The sequence below is a fragment of the Tateyamaria sp. genome, assembly GCF_039940735.1.
GTDB lineage: Bacteria > Pseudomonadota > Alphaproteobacteria > Rhodobacterales > Rhodobacteraceae > Tateyamaria.
In genome coordinates this window covers 24175-39481 of sequence record NZ_JBDVGB010000002.1, presented here as the reverse complement: position 1 = coordinate 39481, position 15307 = coordinate 24175, and the positions used below count along the sequence as shown (strand labels likewise).

The following is a 15307-nucleotide window of genomic DNA, read 5'->3' as shown; positions in this document are numbered from 1 at the left end:
GGCATGGTCGCAGCCTTAGCTTTGGGGTTGCCGACAGTGTAACAGTGCTGGCCACCACAGCCGCCCGCGCGGATGTGGCCGCCACCTTGATTGCCAATGCGGTCGATTTACCGGACCATGCCGCAATCACCCGCAAGCCCGCCCATGACCTTGTCGATGACAGTGATCTGGGCACACGACCTGTCGTCACAGATTGCGCCCCCTTATCGCTGATCGATTGCCAAACCGCCTTGTTGTCTGGAAAAAACCGCGCGACACAATTTCAGGCGCAAAACCTGATTTCCGCCGCCGGGCTTTTCCTGCAAGGTCACGTAGCCACCACGAACCCGCAGTTCCTTAAAGCCAAACACCCGGAGCGTCTTTATGCCTGACTTATCCATCCGCAAGACCGCCTATTCCGTCGAAGAGATCTTTCACGAAGGCGGCCCCACGCCGACCAAATCCTTGCGTCGCGCGGCTGGGATTGCTGTCATCACCAACCCATTCGCGGGCCGGTACGAACCCGATATTCAATGGTTCATGGAAGACCTCAAACCACTTGGTTTACAGATGGCGACCCGCTTGGTTGAAATGCTGGGCGGCGCAGATCAGATCGAAGGCTACGGCAAAGGCGCGCTGGTCGGCGCAGACGGAGAGTTGGAGCATGGCGCGCTTTGGCACGCCCCCGGCGGCTATGCCATGCGCGCGCTTTTGGACAATTCAAATGCGATTGTCCCATCGACCAAAAAGGTCGTCGGCGTCGGTGGGCGGCTTGATGTTCCGATCACGCACATTAACGCATCTTATGTCCGTGGCCATTTCGACGCGATCGAAGTCGGTTTAAATGACGCGCCCAAAGCGCATGAAATGGCCCTGGTTCTGGTCATGAGCACGGGTGCTCGGATCCACAACCGTGCGGGTGGCTTGGATGCCAAAGACATCATTGGAAAGGACGGTCTGCGATGAGCGCGAAGATCAGAAAAATTGCGGTAAACATCGAAGAAACACATATTGAAATGGGTCGTCCGATTGCCCCTGCAACGCGCAAGGCGGTCGCCGTCGCCGTCATCGAAAACCCGTTTGCCGGAACCTATACAGAAGACCTATCCCAGCTGATGGAGATCGGCGCCGACCTTGGCACCTTGTTGGGGCGCAAATGCGTCGAAGCGCTTGGGATCACACCCGCAGAGGCCGAAAGCTATGGCAAGTCCGCCATGGTGGGTGAGAATGGCGAATTGGAACATGCCGCCGCGATCTTACATCCCAAGCTTGGCGCACCTTTACGGACTGAAGTCGAAAAAGGTGCGGCCCTTGTGCCGTCATCGAAAAAGATGGGCAGTCCGGGCCAAGTGTTGGACGTACCGTTGGGCCACAAGGACGCCGCCTATGTGCGCAGCCATTTCGACGGGATCGAAGTCTGCCTAAACGACGCGCCACGCAGCAACGAAATCATGGTCGCGGTTGCCGTTACGGACAGCGGGCGGCCCTTGCCGCGCGTCGGTGGTTTGACGCATGACGACGCCGAGGGCAAAGACGGCCTGCGCTAATCTGTTCCGCGTGATCTTGCGTATCATCCCAGCGCCGCACTAGAATGGCGTATGGGTATGAAACCAAAGAACGAAGACGGGGCAAGCAGCTATCTGTTGGATGACCAAGTTGGTTATCTGTTGCGGCTTGCCAGTCAGCGCCATGCGTTGATCTTTCAGGAACACATCTCTCAGGATCTGACGCCTACACAGTTTTCTACTTTGATGCGTGTGGCGGAACACGGTCAGGTGTCACAAAACCATCTTGGGCGTTTGGCCGCGATGGACACGGCCACCGTCAAAGGGGTCGTGGATCGGTTGCGCCAAAAAGGACTTTTGGAAACACTTCCCGACCCCAATGACAAGCGCCGCTCGATTGTGTCGCTGACGCAGGCTGGGCAAGAGATGATAGAAAAGCTGCATGCAGATGGCGCGGCCATCAGTGCCGCGACGCTATCACCTTTGAAACCTGCCGAACAAAAACGATTTCTCGACCTGCTTAAGAAGTTGTCGTAACGCGTTCGGGCAACGATTGCGCCGGAGGCGTATTGCGCGACCGTTCCGACGTGATCACCCCATCAATGATCGTCATGCCGACGCCGGGCAAATTGCCCAGCTCAACGGATTCAAGCATCGTCTTGCCCGGTGCGTGTTGCGCCTGATCAAGCAGAACAAAATCCGCGCAATAGCCCTTTTCGATAAGACCCGTGTCCAATGCGCGTTGCCGTGCCGTATTGCCGTTCCCAAAACAGAACGCTTCGGCGGCAGGAACATTTCCAAAAGCTGATAGCATCGCGATCATCCGTAAAATACCCAGCGGCTGCACACCCGATCCCGCAGGGCCGTCGGTGCCAAGGATCACCTGATCCAACTTGCCAAGTTCGCGCGCTGTATTGATTGTCAGAACGGCGGCACGTTCATTGCCGTTGTGCACGATTTCGAACGCCGCTTTGCAGCTTTCACACAGACAGATGATCTGATCGTCAGGCAAGGCAGAATGGCCGCCGTTGATGTGACCAATCACATCCGTGTCGGTTTCGATCACCATATCCGCATCGATCAAACCCGACCCGGGGATTGATGGGCCACCCGTGTGGATCGTGCTTTGCATGCCGTATTTGCGCGCCCAGCCCACCATTTCCTTTGCGGTCTTGCCGTCCTTAACGGTGCCAAGACCAACTTCGCCCAGCAGTTTAACCCCGGCATCCGCCATGTCCTTGAAATCTTGTTCGACCATGCCTTGCTCGATGACAGGCGCACCGGCGTGAACCTTCATGCCTGAGGGGCGGAAATTTTCGTACCAGCGCTGCGATGCAATCGCCATCGCCTTAAGGCCAACGATGTCCTTGGGACGCCCCGGCATATGGACTTCGCCCGCCGAGATCAGCGTGGTCACACCACCGTGCAACGTGGAATCGATCCAATGCAGCTGCTGTTGGCGCGGTGTATAATCGCCCACGACCGGATGGACGTGGCTGTCGATCAAACCCGGGGCAAGCGTGACACCATGTGCGTCAACCTCAACCGTTGCCCCTTCGCAATCAAGATCCTTGGCATAGCCCCATTCGTGGATCTTTCCGTCAATCGCGATCATGCAATCACCATCAAAGATCGGCTCTTCGAGCTTTCCGGACAGAATCTGACCGATATTTCTAATGACCAGCTTGTCCATCGAAATCTCCATACTTGTTCACTTGCACACAAGCATAAGGGCAAAGTTTCGGTCAAGCGTCTTTGGCCACCCTGTTGTGTATTTGCGCAAGATTTACCGATTGGTTCGCTTTAGGAAATTCACTAGTGCACAAGCGATAATATATTTGACAACTCAAGCGGCATCGCGCTCAATAATTAAGAGTTGTTCAAGACGGGAATCCGAAAATGAACTTTGTGCGAAACAGTTGGTACGTTGCCGGTTGGTCAAAAAGCTTTGACGCCACGCTACATTCATTGGAAATCACGGGTCAACGGATTGTCATGTATCGTGCGAGTACAGGCAAGCTGACGGCCCTAGAAGATCGCTGCCCGCATCGGCTGTTGCCGCTATCCAAGGGCAAGCTGGTCGATGACAATATCCAATGCGGATATCATGGAATGACGTTTAATGGCGCGGGCGTTTGTGTGCGCGTCCCGGGTCAAGACAACACCCCCGAACGCGCCAATGTGCACGCTTATCCGATTGAAGAACGCCATGGTATCGTCTGGATCTGGATGGGTGATCCGACCCTTGCGACACCCGAAACGATTTTTGATATCCCCGAGATGTCTGACCCCAAATGGCATATCCACCACGGCGGACAATTGCACATCAAAGCGCACTACCTAAACGTCGCTGAAAACCTTGTTGATCCAGCGCATGTTAGCTTTGTGCATCCAACGACACTGGGCAATGCTGCATCCGAAAACGTGCCTGTGCATGTATCGACGTCGGGCGATGTTATCCGCGCATGGCGTTGGATCAGGGATGCACCACCCATTGGGTTCTTTCGCGAATTTGGCGGCTTCGAAGGCCATGTGGATCGCTGGCATTATTACGATCTACACTTGCCCTCGACTGCTGTTATTGATTTTGGCAGCATCGATACCAAAGAAAACTGCCCCGAAGAGGAACGCGATCGGGGTGTCCGCATATTTGCGTTGCATTTCGTGACGCCAGTGAACGAAAATTACACAATCGACCACTGGATGCACTTGCGTAACGCAGCAGTTGGCGAAGATGCCGCTTCAGGCAAAATTGACGCTTTACTTGAGGTCGCATTTGCCGAAGACGTCGCTATTCTAGAGGCCGTGCATGAAGAAGAGCAGCGTCCTCAAACCCGCAAACCTGTTAGGATTGCAATTGACAAAGGACCAGCGGTCTACCGCAAAAGAATCCGAGAATTGATCGAAGCGGAAGCCGTCGAAGAGCTGGGAGAGCCGGTCAACCCAGTCTTTCAACAGCACTAAGTCAACAAAATCGGCAACAGAGAGGATCACATGAAACGTAAAACAATTTTAAAAACGCTGCTGAGTGTCGCCACCATGGCCACCCTGCCATTGGCGTCCGCTGCAACCGCCCAAGATGCGATCATCATCGGTGAAATCAATCACTACAAACGCCTTGCTGCCTTTACCGGCCCTTACAAACAAGGGATCGAACTGGCCCTCGAAGAAATCAACGCCGCCGGTGGCGTAATAGATCGCCCGCTGGAATTCATTTTCCGCGACGATCAGGGTGAACCGGGCGAAGCCATCAAAATCGCCGAAGAACTGATGACCCGCGAGGGTGCCGTCATGCTGACAGGCACAATCTTGTCCAACGTCGGCCTCGCCATTTCATCATTCGCGGCGGAAAAGGGCTATGTGTATCTGGCCTCTGAACCGCTTGCGGATGCTTTGGTTTGGTCTGCGGGCAACCCATATACCTTCCGCCTGCGCGCATCGACGCACATGCAAGCGGCAATGCTTGCCGAAGAAGCGGCAAAGACCGATGATGTGACTTACGCCACCATCGCCCCCAACTATGCCTATGGCAAAGATGCGGTTGCCGCCTTCAAAGCCGCATTGATCAAGCTAAAACCAGACGTCGAATTCGTCGGTGAACAGTGGCCCGGTGTCTTTAAGATTGACGCAGGCGCCGAAGTCCAAGCGCTTGAGCGCGCCAAGCCTGATGCGATCTACAACGTGACCTTTGGCCCCGACTTGGCCAAATTCGTGCGCGAAGGCGGCGACAGGGGTCTTTTTGACGGTCGCAACGTCTATGGCCTGCTGTCGGGTGAACCCGAATACATCGACCCGCTCGGCGACGAAGCCCCCGAGGGTTGGACCGTTACAGGCTATCCTTGGCAAGACCTGAATGACGGCGAAGCGGGTGCCTTTGTCGATGCGTATCAAGCACGCTACGACGACTATCCCCGCATCGGATCGCTTGTTGGCTACATGACCGTGCAGTCCATTGCCGCCGCATTGGAAAAGGCAGGTTCAACAGAAACCGAAGCCATCCGCGCGGCCTTCGAGGACCTGACCTTTGATAGCCCGATGGGTGAGGTCACTTATCGTTCCATCGACAACCAATCCACGGCCGGGGCTTATGTTGGTAAAACCGCGCTGAAGGATGGCAAAGGTGTCATGGTCGACTGGACCTTCAAAAATGGTGCAGACTACCTGCCCTCAGATGAAGAAGTCCGCGCTTTGCGTCCATCTGAATAAGCGAACACGAGCAGACCGGCGTGCTTCGGTCTGCTCTTCTCCTCCCCCTGATCTTTTGAAAGGTGCAGCCGATGGAGTTCTTCGTCGCACAGGTTTTGACGGGCCTTGCCAACGCAAGTTCTCTGTTCATGGTGGCCTGCGGGTTGTCGCTTATTTTCGGGGTCACCCGCATTGTGAATTTCGCCCATGGATCGCTGTATATGATCGGTGCCTATGCGGGATATTCCTTTATGCAGGTGCTTCCCGGCGGCTTCGGGTTCTGGAGCTCTATTCTGCTGGCAGGTCTGGTTGCGGGCCTTGTCGGTGTGCTGATCGAAATGCTGGTGCTGCGCCCCGTCTACCGCGCGCCCGAATTATTCCAATTGGTCGCCACGTTTGGCGTTATTTTGGTGATCCAAGACCTTGCCTTGATTATTTGGGGGCCAGAAGACCTGCTTGGCCCGCGCGCGCCCGGCTTGCGTGGTGTGTTCCGCATTTTGGGCGAACCGATCCCGAAGTATGACATTGCATTGCTGGTCATTACGCCCTTTGTGGCTTTGTCTTTGTGGTATCTGATGACCAAAACCCGCGTCGGTGTGTTGGTGCGTGCCGCAACACAAGACCGCGAAATGGTGTCCGCCCTAGGCGTCAATCAGGCTTGGCTGTTCACCGGTGTTTTCGCGCTGGGGTCTGCCCTTGCAGGATTGGGTGGCGCGTTACAACTGCCCAAAGGTGGTGCTGACCTGTTGATGGATTTCCATATCCTCACCCCCGTCTTTGTCGTCGTTGTGATTGGCGGAATGGGGTCGCTGCCCGGTGCCTATCTGGCGGCGGTCATTATTTCAGTGTTGAATGTGTTTGGTATCACTTACGTGCCGCAATCCACGCTTGTCCTGATGTTCATCGTAATGATCATCGTTCTGATGGTGCGCCCCTATGGTCTGTTCGGGCGCGAAGAAGTGGCCGGCGAGCATGGCCAAGTCGGCGAACCCGAACGCCCCATCAAACCTGCGTCTAACCGCACGCGAATGATTGTCGCGGCCGGGCTGGTTCTGTTGGCATTGTTACCATTTTATGGATCGTCCTTTTCGCAGGTTCTGGTCACCGATGTACTAATCTTTTGCCTTTTCGCGGCGTCCTTACATTTCTTGCTGGGCACCGGGGGCATGGTCAGCTTTGGGCACGCGGCCTACTATGGCGGTGGCGCTTATGTAGCAGCCCTGTTGGTGACGCATCTTAACACACCGATGGAACTGGCCTTTGTGTTGGCCCCCCTTGGTGCAGGGCTGGCCGCGCTGGCGATTGGCTGGGTGTGCTTGCGCCTCACAGGTGTCTATTTCGCCATGCTGACCTTGGCCTTTGCACAGCTGATCTGGAGCCTTGTGTTCCAGTGGGGCGACGTCACGGGCGGTGATGACGGGTTGGTAAATATCTGGCCCGCCGAATGGCTTAAGGACACAAGCGTTTTCTTCTACTTCACCCTTATCTTTTCTGTGTCAGGTATCATCGTATTGCGCCACGTCGCCCATTCGCCCTTTGGGTATGCGCTGCGCGCCGCACGCGACAGCAAACGGCAGGCCGAGGCCACAGGCATCGACACTGGCAAAGTGCAGCTGATCGCCTTTGGCTTTGCCGGGCTGATGGGCGGATTGGCCGGGGCCTTGTTTGTGTTTTCAAAAGGCAGCGTGTTTCCCAACGAATTGGAAATCGCGCGCAGTTTTGATGCGCTGATTGTCGTCTTCTTAGGGGGCGTCAAAACGCTTGCGGGCGGTGTCGTTGGTGCGGCCGCCTTCAAAGGGATCGAAGAAGCATTGCTGCGCTTTGAATACTGGCGCTTGGCCATGGGCGTTTTGATCATCTTTGTGGTGATCGCAGCACCGCATGGCATCGTCGGGTCCCTCATCAAAGGCCTTGAGCGGCTTGGCTTGCGCAAAGTGGAGGATCAGTGATGAACCCAGTTCTGGAAACACGCGGGCTGACCAAGCACTTTAACGCTGTGATCGCCGTCGAGGACGTGTCCTTTCAACTTGGTCAGGGCGAATTGCTGGCCCTGATCGGCCCAAATGGCGCGGGCAAAAGCACCTGTTTCAACATGCTGATGGGCCAGTTGAAAGCGACCGCAGGCGAAGTCCTGTTGGCAGGCGAAAGCATCATCGGCCTGAAACCCCGTCAAGTTTGGCGCAAAGGCGTGGGCCGCACATTTCAGATCACTGCGACCTATGCGTCGATGACCGTGGTTGAAAACGTGCAAATGGCGCTGCTGTCACATCACAACGAGGTATTTTCGTTTCTCCGCTACGCCACGCGACGCTATCGCGCCGAGGCACTAGAGCTGTTGGATATGGTGAATATGGCCGACCAAGCAGACCGCCACTGCGCTGTGTTGGCTTATGGTGATCTCAAACGGATGGAGCTGGCGATTGCACTGGCCCATGATCCCAAAGTGCTTTTGATGGATGAACCGACCGCTGGCATGGCCCCCAAAGAACGCGTTGCTTTGATGCAATTAACCGCCGATATCGTGCGCGACAAAGGCGTGAGCGTGCTGTTTACCGAACATGACATGGATGTCGTATTTGCCCATTCGCATCGCATCATGGTTCTGAACCGTGGCCGTCTTATTGCGGAAGGTGACGCAGATTACATCCGCAACAATCCAACCGTGCAAGAGGTTTATCTTGGTGGTGGAACCGTATTTGGGTCAGAGGAGACAGCACATGCTTGAAGTCAAAGGCATCAACAGTTTCTACGGCAAAGCCCATGTATTGCGCGACCTAAGCCTTGAGGTTCCGAAAGGCGAAGTCATCGCGCTGCTAGGCCGCAATGGGGCGGGCAAATCCACGACAATGAAATCGGTGATGCAGATCGTGCGAACCGCCTCGGGCGAGATTACCTTCCAAGGCACCAAAATCTCGGACCTGATGTCGCATAAGATCGCGAAAATGGGTCTTGGGTACGTCCCCGAAGATCGGCGTATTTTCACTGACCTTACCGTACTTGAAAACCTTGTGGTCGGCATGCAGCCCCCGCGCGAAGGTGCGGTCACTTGGACGCAGGACATGCTGTTTGATCTGTTCCCCAACCTCGCAGAGCGACGCCACAACCGGGGCAAAGCGCTGTCGGGGGGCGAACAGCAAATGCTGACCATTGCGCGCACGCTGATGGGCAATCCGTCTTTTGTACTGCTGGACGAACCCAGCGAAGGTGTCGCCCCAGTGATTGTCGAACAGATGGCCAAAGTGATTTCGCAACTAAAATCCGAAGGGCTGACGATCTTGCTGTCGGAACAGAATTTACACTTTGCCCAAGTGGTTGCCGACCGCGCAGTGATCATCGAAAGCGGCGAACGAAAGTTCTATGGCACTTTGGCAGAACTGAGCGCACAGCCCGACATCAGAGACGCCTATTTGGCGACTTAAAGACAAGCGACGATCATCCTCTACCCACCACATAGGCGTTAAAGTCCACGACTTCAGCCCCCCGACACAGGCCATGGCGCAAGCCATAAGGAACACTGATGCAAACACTCGTCGACTATATTTCGCAAGGAGAGCTGTTATCGGTCCCCGACGGGTCGTTGATTTTTGCGCCGGGCGATGAAACCCGCGCTTTTTTGATCGTGACCGAAGGGGTCGTGCGCGTCGAACAGACCAACAATGCAGGACGTACTGTGGTTCTTTACCGGGTCGAAGCGGGCGACAGCTGTGTGCTGACAACCACATGTTTGCTGTCGGATCGCCCCTATTCTGGCTTTGGTTATGCAGACGGCGACGTCAAAGCCATCGCGATCACGCCAACAAAATTCCGCAACCTTTTGCGCAGCGACAACTGCTTTCAAGAACTGGTGTTTCGCAGTTTCGCCCAAAGGGTCGGAGAACTGACCGACGTGATCGACGACCTGCTTGAGCACCGCACAGACCTGCGCCTTGCCCGTTGGCTTGCCAAGACGAACGTTTCCGAAATCAAAATGAAACAACATGAGATCGCCCAAGAACTGGGCACCGCGCGCGAGGTTGTGTCGCGCGCTCTGAAGGCCTTTGAGGAACGCGGTTGGATCAAGATCGGACGCGGGAATGTCACTATTTTAGACCGTGATGCGCTGCGCACGCATGGCGTTCAGGTCAACGTGTGACAAAGTCACTTAACGGGCATTAGGTTTCAGCTAGTCACATGGTGTCACATCAAAGGAGACACAACATGACACGCAATCTTGCAAACTGGGATCGTATCGCGCGCCTTGTCCTTGGCGGCCTACTGGTCCTTTTGGCCATCACGGGTACAATCGGCGTTTGGGGTTTCTTGGGCGTTATTCTTGTGGGCACCGCCTTTGTCAGCTTTTGCCCGGTCTATCGCATCTTTGGCCTGAAGACGTGCCAAGACTGCTGATGAAACGGGTTGTGGACGTGACATTGCTGTTGGGCAAGGTGGTCAGCTTTCCGGCCATCAAGCCCACGGTCATTTCGTAAATCCCCCGCGGACGGGGCTTCCAAACACCGTTGAGGTTCGCAACATTGACCAAATGTCATGTGGATCGCTAACATTTGAATTGTTCCGACAGCCCGTTGGCCCCATCACGTAGGCAAGCAGGTGGTATGGTACAGTCACGACACCACCAAAGGAAAAGGCTCAAGCAAATGAACAACCATGAACAACCAACTGCTCCAAACAACCTTTCGCGGCGGCTGTTCCTTGGCGGCGGCGCCGCTGTTGTTGCCGGGGGCGGTGTTTTTGCGTCAAAGTGGTTCAACATTTTTGCCGATGTGTCCGCCAATGGCGCGTTGAGCGTCGAGGATGCCTATGCTCAAGCCGAAGCGGGGGACATTTACCTGATCGACATTCGTCGCCCCGATGAATGGAAGAAAACTGGGATCGCGGTGCCTGCCATCCCACTTGATATGCGGCGCGACGATTTTGAAACCGTACTGCGAACCCTGTTTGAAAAAAGTGGCGACAGGCCTGTGGCTTTGATCTGCGCGCGCGGTGTGCGGTCTGATCGTATGGACACCCGTTTGAAAGAAGATGGTTTTGCAAACATCATTGATGTGCCCGAGGGCATGCTTGGGTCCGGGGCCGGGCCGGGTTATCTGAAAGCTGACCTCCCTGTGCGGGCACCTACTGCGCAGGAACTCGACGGCCAAGTCTTGCTGGCTTGATCCCCACACAACGGATCCTAACATGACACAGAATACACCTAAATCCGTCGTTCTTGTCGGCGGCGGTCATGCCCATGCCCTTGTTCTTCATGCGCTGAAAACTGCACCGCTTGCAGGTGCCCATGTTACGGTGATCAATCCGGGCACGACGGCCCCTTATTCTGGGATGTTGCCGGGTTTCGTGGCCGGACATTACACACGCCGTGAACTGGACATCGACCTTGCTGCGTTAGCGCAAAAAGTCGGGGCCACGCTGATCGACAACAAGGCGGTGTCGATGGATCCGGATCAAAAGCTGGTTCACCTCGAAAACGGCACCGCGCTGTCTTACGACGTTGCTAGTGTGGATATCGGTATCACGTCGCGCATGGATGCGTTGCCCGGGTTCAAGGAACACGGGGTTCCGGCAAAACCTTTGGGTGAATTCTCCCGCAAATGGGATGCGTTTCGCACTTCTGATGGGCCAAAGCGCGTCGCCATCATTGGCGGTGGCATTGCCGGTGCGGAATTGGCGATGGCGATGGCCTTCGCCTTGCGCAATCAAACCGACCTCGTGTCCGTGAGACTATTGGACCGGGGACAAATCCTTTCGGCCAATAGCGACAAGGCCCAAAGCCGCGTGCGCAAAGAGCTTTCCGCGAACTCCGTTGACGTCATGGAGGGCATCAATGTCACCGCCATCACGCCAACAGGGATCACGTTGGCAGATGGGACCACGATCGAGGCCAACTTTGTTGTCGGAGCCGCCGGCGCGACGCCCCACGATTGGGTCCAGAACACCGGCCTCTCGCTTCAAGACGGTTTCATAAAGGTGGATAGAACTTTGCAATCAAGCGCCCAAGGCGTGTTTGCCGTCGGGGATTGCGCGCACATGACCGATAACCCACGCCCCAAGGCTGGCGTTTACGCCGTTCGCCAAGCGCCCATTGTTTTGCAAAACCTACGCAACGCGATATCGGGCGCGCCGTTGGAAAACTACGACCCTCAGTCCGACTATCTGAAATTGGTTTCACTGGGGGGCCAACGGGCCTTTGGCGAAAAACGGGGGTGGGGTTTTGCCGGGCATCTTGTTTGGCGGCTCAAGGACAAAATCGACCGGGATTTTATGAACCAGTTTTGACCTGACCTGCCACGACGGTTGGGCCGCCGCGCGCCTGCCTTGCGCGCAGAAAAAAGCGCGCCACGTTTTCACGGGCGCGCCTTACAACCTAAAACGTTCGGTCGTTGTTTCGCTTATAGAAAGTCGTCACGTCTTGGGGTGAAACAATCCACCAACGTGCCCGGCTCAAGGCAAACGCAACCATGTGTGACCTCGGTCGAGACAACAAAGCTGTCGCCGGGTCCGACTTCGCGCTGTTCATCCCCAATGGTAAAACGGAAACGCCCGCTTTTGACATATGTCGATTGGATGTGCGGGTGATGGTGCAACGCGCCCTCGGCGCCTTCGGCTGCAAAGCGGAAGGCAACAACCATCAAATCGGGATGATCTGACAGAACTTGACGCGTGACGTTTTCGCCTGTCGAGACGACTGGGAATTCAGACATATTAATCTCCTTCACAAGCTGCTGTTAGGAAAACAGCATGCCACCGTTGATGTCGATATTTGTGCCGGTCATGAACGCCGAATCACCACACGCGAGGAACAAGATCAGGTTCGCTGTGTCCTCGACCGTGCCTTGACGTTTGACTGGCGCGTTCGATTCGAAGCCGCGGCGTGCTGTGTCAGCCGTGTGGACGTTGTGGAAATCAGTATCGATCATGCCGGGGCACAACGCGTTGACGCGAATGTTCGGGCCGACCTCTTTGGCAAGACCGCGTGTCATCGTCATCACAGCACCTTTAGACGTCGCATAAGCCACCGCGCCGGGGCCACCGCCATCACGCCCAGCTTGGCTGGCAAGGTTCACAATTGCGCCGTTTTCCATATGCGCAAGGCAAGCCTGGGTCACATAGAACAAGCTGTTCAGGTTCAGATCCATCACCGCATTCCAGTGATCTACTGGCATTTCGGAGATCGTTTTGCGCGCAATCAGACCGCCAGCGTTGTTTACCAGCACGTTGATGCCGCCAAAGTCTGCAACCGTCTTGGACACCAACGCATTGACGTCGTCCAGTTTTGTCAGGTCACCCTTCAGCGCGAAGGCATCGCCGCCGTTTGCTTTGATCTGCTCAACTGCCGCATCGGCACCTGTGCTGCTTGAGAAATAGTTAATCGCGACTTTCGCCCCTTCGGACGCAAGTTTCAGCGCCGCCGCTTGACCGATATCGCGTCCGCCGCCTGTCACAATGGCCGTTTGCCCTGCAAGTTTCATCCTCTGTCCCTTCATGTCTCAATTAAACTGCACGCACTAAAACGCGTACTTATGTGTGCAGACCTTGTCTGCGATGTTGTTCGGAAATGATTCTACTTTTCGCTCAGACTGGTATACTAGTCAATCAGATGCGATGCCAATCGGTATCCGAAAAATGGATGTAGCTCTTGCCGTTTGTCACAAACGTGGTGCACTGATCAAAATATCGAGGTTTTGTAATATTCGAAATTTCGTTAAGTAAAGAAGGCGAGAACACGGAATGAAGAGGTTTCAATGGCACAGATAACGCAGCTTGGGGCGCGACGCACCACTGTCGATGAGATCTTTGACCATCTTCATGACGAGATCATTTCTTTGCGACTGCGTCCCGGCGACAAGATATCGGAAGCAGATATTGCGACGCAATTTGGTGTCTCTCGTCAACCGGTTCGGGATGCCTTTAGCCGACTTGCGAGCCTGGATTTGCTGCTGATTCGCCCGCAACGCGCAACCGAAGTGAAACGTTTTTCCATGCGCGAGATCGCAAAATCGCGGTTCGTGCGGGCTGCTGTCGAAAAAGAAGTACTGCGCCGGGCCTCTGAACTTTGTGATGCTGACGGGGCTGCCCGCTTGGATGCGGCCATCGCGCTGCAAGACCAAATGATTGCAGATGGCAAGGTCGACCGTTTTGGCAAGCTGGATTACCAGTTTCACGAAACCCTATGTGCCATCGCGCAGGCTGACTTTGCCTTTGATGTCATCATGGCAGAAAAGTCCAAAGTGGACCGTCTGTGCGTGCTGAGCCTGTTCAAAGTCGACCGAATCCCCGAACTGGTCGAAGACCACCGCGCCATTGCCGACGCCGTGAAACGCGGTGATAGCGTCGCAGCAATCGAGGCTGGAACCCACCATTTGTCCCGTTTGGACAAGACCATAGATCACATCTCTGCGACCAATTCGAGTTACTTTTCAACGACTGAAGCTTAGGATCTATGCAGCCCAAAATAACCGCTGCACTTTCTCAGTTGACAAAACTGGTATACTAGTCTTCTTTTGGTGGCAGTCTCATACAATTTCGCTGCACGACTTGTGTGGCGGGGTCGTTAGCCCAACCATAGATGAACAAATGGCGGGCTTTAAAAACTGGTTTAATTCTCAAGGGAGGACACTAAATGTTCGAGAAAATCACCAAAACACTGTTTGGCGCAGCCGCACTGGCAGCCATCGGCATGACGGCTAGCGCCGAAAACTGGCGCAGCTGGAACATCCACGTCGAAGGATATCCAAACACAGTCGCTTTGGACACATTCGCTGCACTTGTTGAAGAAAAGACAGGTGGCGAAATCAAACTGCAGAACTTCCACGGCGGAACATTGGGCAGCCAGCCCGATGCGGTCGAGCAAGTGCGTCTTGGCGGTCTTCAGGTTGGTAACTTCAACCTTGGTCCAATCGGCCCAATCGTTGCAGAAGCCAACGTTGTGTCCCTGCCCTTCGTCTTTAAAGACGTTGATCACATGTTCCGCGTGTTGAACGGTGAAGCTGGCGAACAAATCGCAGCTGGCATGGCCGACAAAGGTCTGTTGCCATTGTCATGGTTCGATGCTGGCGCCCGTTCGTTCTATAACGGTACCCGTGCGATCAACACACCTGACGACGTTGTAGGTCTGAAAGTGCGCGTGATGAACAACGAATTGTTCACAGGCATGATCAACGAAATGGGCGGCAACGGTACGCCAATGGCATTTGCCGAAGTTTACCAATCGCTGAAAACCGGCGTTGTGGACGGTGCAGAAAACAACTGGCCTTCCTATGAATCCACAGGCCACTTCGAGGTTGCTGGTTTCTATTCACTGACTCAGCACCTGATCATCCCCGAGTGTATCTGCATCAACACAGACACATTCAACGCTCTGTCTCCTGAATTTCAAGCAGCTGTAAAAGAAGCCGCTCAGGAAGCGTCCCTTCAACAGCGCGAGCTGTGGGCCGCACGCGAAGCAGCAAGCCGCACAGCGGTTGAAGCAGCAGGCGTTATCGTCAACGACGTGGCAGACAAAGCACCGTTCCAAGCGGCAATGGGTCCGGTTTACGAAGGCTACTTTGCCTCGAACCCTGACTTGCGTCCTTTGGTCGAGCTGATCCAAGCTACTGAATAAGTCCTGATCGTTTCACGATCCAAGTGTTCGGCTTCGCCTT

The 15307-nt window shown here is 55.1% G+C and carries 17 protein-coding genes and 1 pseudogene; 15 read left to right on the top strand and 3 right to left on the bottom strand.

Going from position 1 to position 15307, the window contains the following annotated elements; translation table 11 throughout:
• The 4 genes and pseudogenes from ABJF76_RS00580 to ABJF76_RS00565 all read left to right on the top strand — a co-directional run.
• A pseudogene (locus tag ABJF76_RS00580) lies at positions 1–371 on the top strand (UPF0280 family protein); the annotation flags it as partial.
• Positions 364–945 (top strand): amino acid synthesis family protein, encoded by a 582-nt coding sequence (locus ABJF76_RS00575; protein ID WP_413820110.1) that lies wholly within the window; start codon positions 364–366, stop codon positions 943–945. The pseudogene ABJF76_RS00580 and the gene ABJF76_RS00575, both read left to right, overlap by 8 nt.
• Positions 942–1526: an amino acid synthesis family protein gene (locus tag ABJF76_RS00570; RefSeq protein ID WP_413820109.1), complete on the top strand. Its 585-nt coding sequence runs from the start codon at positions 942–944 to the stop codon at positions 1524–1526. The genes ABJF76_RS00575 and ABJF76_RS00570 overlap by 4 nt, the downstream gene beginning before the upstream one ends.
• 57 nt (positions 1527–1583) lie before the next feature.
• A complete protein-coding gene (locus tag ABJF76_RS00565) occupies positions 1584–2021 on the top strand; it encodes a MarR family winged helix-turn-helix transcriptional regulator (protein WP_413820108.1) in 438 nt (145 codons plus the stop codon).
• Here the strand turns inward: ABJF76_RS00565 and ABJF76_RS00560 are convergent.
• Positions 2005–3177 carry an amidohydrolase family protein gene (locus tag ABJF76_RS00560; RefSeq protein WP_413820107.1) on the bottom strand — a complete coding sequence of 391 codons (1173 nt, stop codon included), beginning with the start codon at positions 3175–3177 and terminating at the stop codon, positions 2005–2007. The genes ABJF76_RS00565 and ABJF76_RS00560 overlap by 17 nt on opposite strands.
• Positions 3178–3383: 206 nt before the next feature.
• Between ABJF76_RS00560 and ABJF76_RS00555 the strand changes: the two genes are divergently transcribed.
• The 9 genes from ABJF76_RS00555 to ABJF76_RS00515 all read left to right on the top strand — a co-directional run bounded on the left by ABJF76_RS00555 (position 3384) and on the right by ABJF76_RS00515 (position 11942).
• The gene (locus ABJF76_RS00555; protein ID WP_413820106.1) at positions 3384–4448 is read left to right on the top strand and encodes a Rieske 2Fe-2S domain-containing protein; all 1065 of its coding nucleotides are present in this window, start codon (positions 3384–3386) and stop codon (positions 4446–4448) included.
• A 30-nt stretch (positions 4449–4478) separates the two neighbouring features.
• Entirely contained in the window at positions 4479–5690 is a 1212-nt protein-coding gene (locus tag ABJF76_RS00550) for an ABC transporter substrate-binding protein (RefSeq protein ID WP_413820105.1), read from the top strand.
• Positions 5691–5761: 71 nt separating this feature from the next.
• The gene (locus tag ABJF76_RS00545) at positions 5762–7618 is read left to right on the top strand and encodes an ABC transporter permease (protein WP_413820104.1); all 1857 of its coding nucleotides are present in this window, start codon (positions 5762–5764) and stop codon (positions 7616–7618) included.
• Complete coding sequence (locus tag ABJF76_RS00540; protein ID WP_413820103.1) at positions 7618–8394, top strand: ABC transporter ATP-binding protein; 777 nt, start codon at positions 7618–7620, stop codon at positions 8392–8394. Before ABJF76_RS00545 ends, ABJF76_RS00540 begins: the two co-directional genes overlap by 1 nt.
• Positions 8387–9088, top strand: coding sequence for an ABC transporter ATP-binding protein (locus tag ABJF76_RS00535; RefSeq protein ID WP_413820102.1), 702 nt, complete (start codon positions 8387–8389; stop codon positions 9086–9088). The genes ABJF76_RS00540 and ABJF76_RS00535 overlap by 8 nt, the downstream gene beginning before the upstream one ends.
• 98 nt (positions 9089–9186) lie before the next feature.
• Entirely contained in the window at positions 9187–9801 is a 615-nt protein-coding gene (locus tag ABJF76_RS00530; RefSeq protein WP_413820101.1) for a Crp/Fnr family transcriptional regulator, read from the top strand.
• A gap of 65 nt (positions 9802–9866) precedes the next feature.
• Positions 9867–10055, top strand: a complete 189-nt coding sequence (locus tag ABJF76_RS00525; RefSeq protein WP_413820100.1) for a DUF2892 domain-containing protein — start codon at positions 9867–9869, stop codon at positions 10053–10055.
• A 248-nt stretch (positions 10056–10303) separates the two neighbouring features.
• Positions 10304–10822 carry a rhodanese-like domain-containing protein gene (locus ABJF76_RS00520; RefSeq protein ID WP_413820099.1) on the top strand — a complete coding sequence of 173 codons (519 nt, stop codon included), beginning with the start codon at positions 10304–10306 and terminating at the stop codon, positions 10820–10822.
• A 22-nt stretch (positions 10823–10844) separates the two neighbouring features.
• The gene (locus ABJF76_RS00515; protein WP_413820098.1) at positions 10845–11942 is read left to right on the top strand and encodes an FAD-dependent oxidoreductase; all 1098 of its coding nucleotides are present in this window, start codon (positions 10845–10847) and stop codon (positions 11940–11942) included.
• 113 nt (positions 11943–12055) lie between these two features.
• Here the strand turns inward: ABJF76_RS00515 and ABJF76_RS00510 are convergent, their stop codons facing one another.
• Positions 12056–12367 (bottom strand): cupin domain-containing protein, encoded by a 312-nt coding sequence (locus ABJF76_RS00510; RefSeq protein ID WP_413820097.1) that lies wholly within the window; start codon positions 12365–12367, stop codon positions 12056–12058.
• Positions 12368–12391: 24 nt separating this feature from the next.
• Positions 12392–13135 (bottom strand): SDR family NAD(P)-dependent oxidoreductase, encoded by a 744-nt coding sequence (locus ABJF76_RS00505; RefSeq protein ID WP_413820096.1) that lies wholly within the window; start codon positions 13133–13135, stop codon positions 12392–12394.
• A gap of 273 nt (positions 13136–13408) precedes the next feature.
• Here ABJF76_RS00505 and ABJF76_RS00500 point away from each other — a divergent pair, with 273 nt between their 5' ends.
• A complete protein-coding gene (locus ABJF76_RS00500) occupies positions 13409–14101 on the top strand; it encodes a GntR family transcriptional regulator (RefSeq protein ID WP_413820095.1) in 693 nt (230 codons plus the stop codon).
• Between the two features lie 185 nt (positions 14102–14286).
• Entirely contained in the window at positions 14287–15267 is a 981-nt protein-coding gene (locus ABJF76_RS00495; protein ID WP_413820094.1) for a TRAP transporter substrate-binding protein, read from the top strand.
• The last annotated feature ends 40 nt before the right edge of the window (positions 15268–15307 follow it).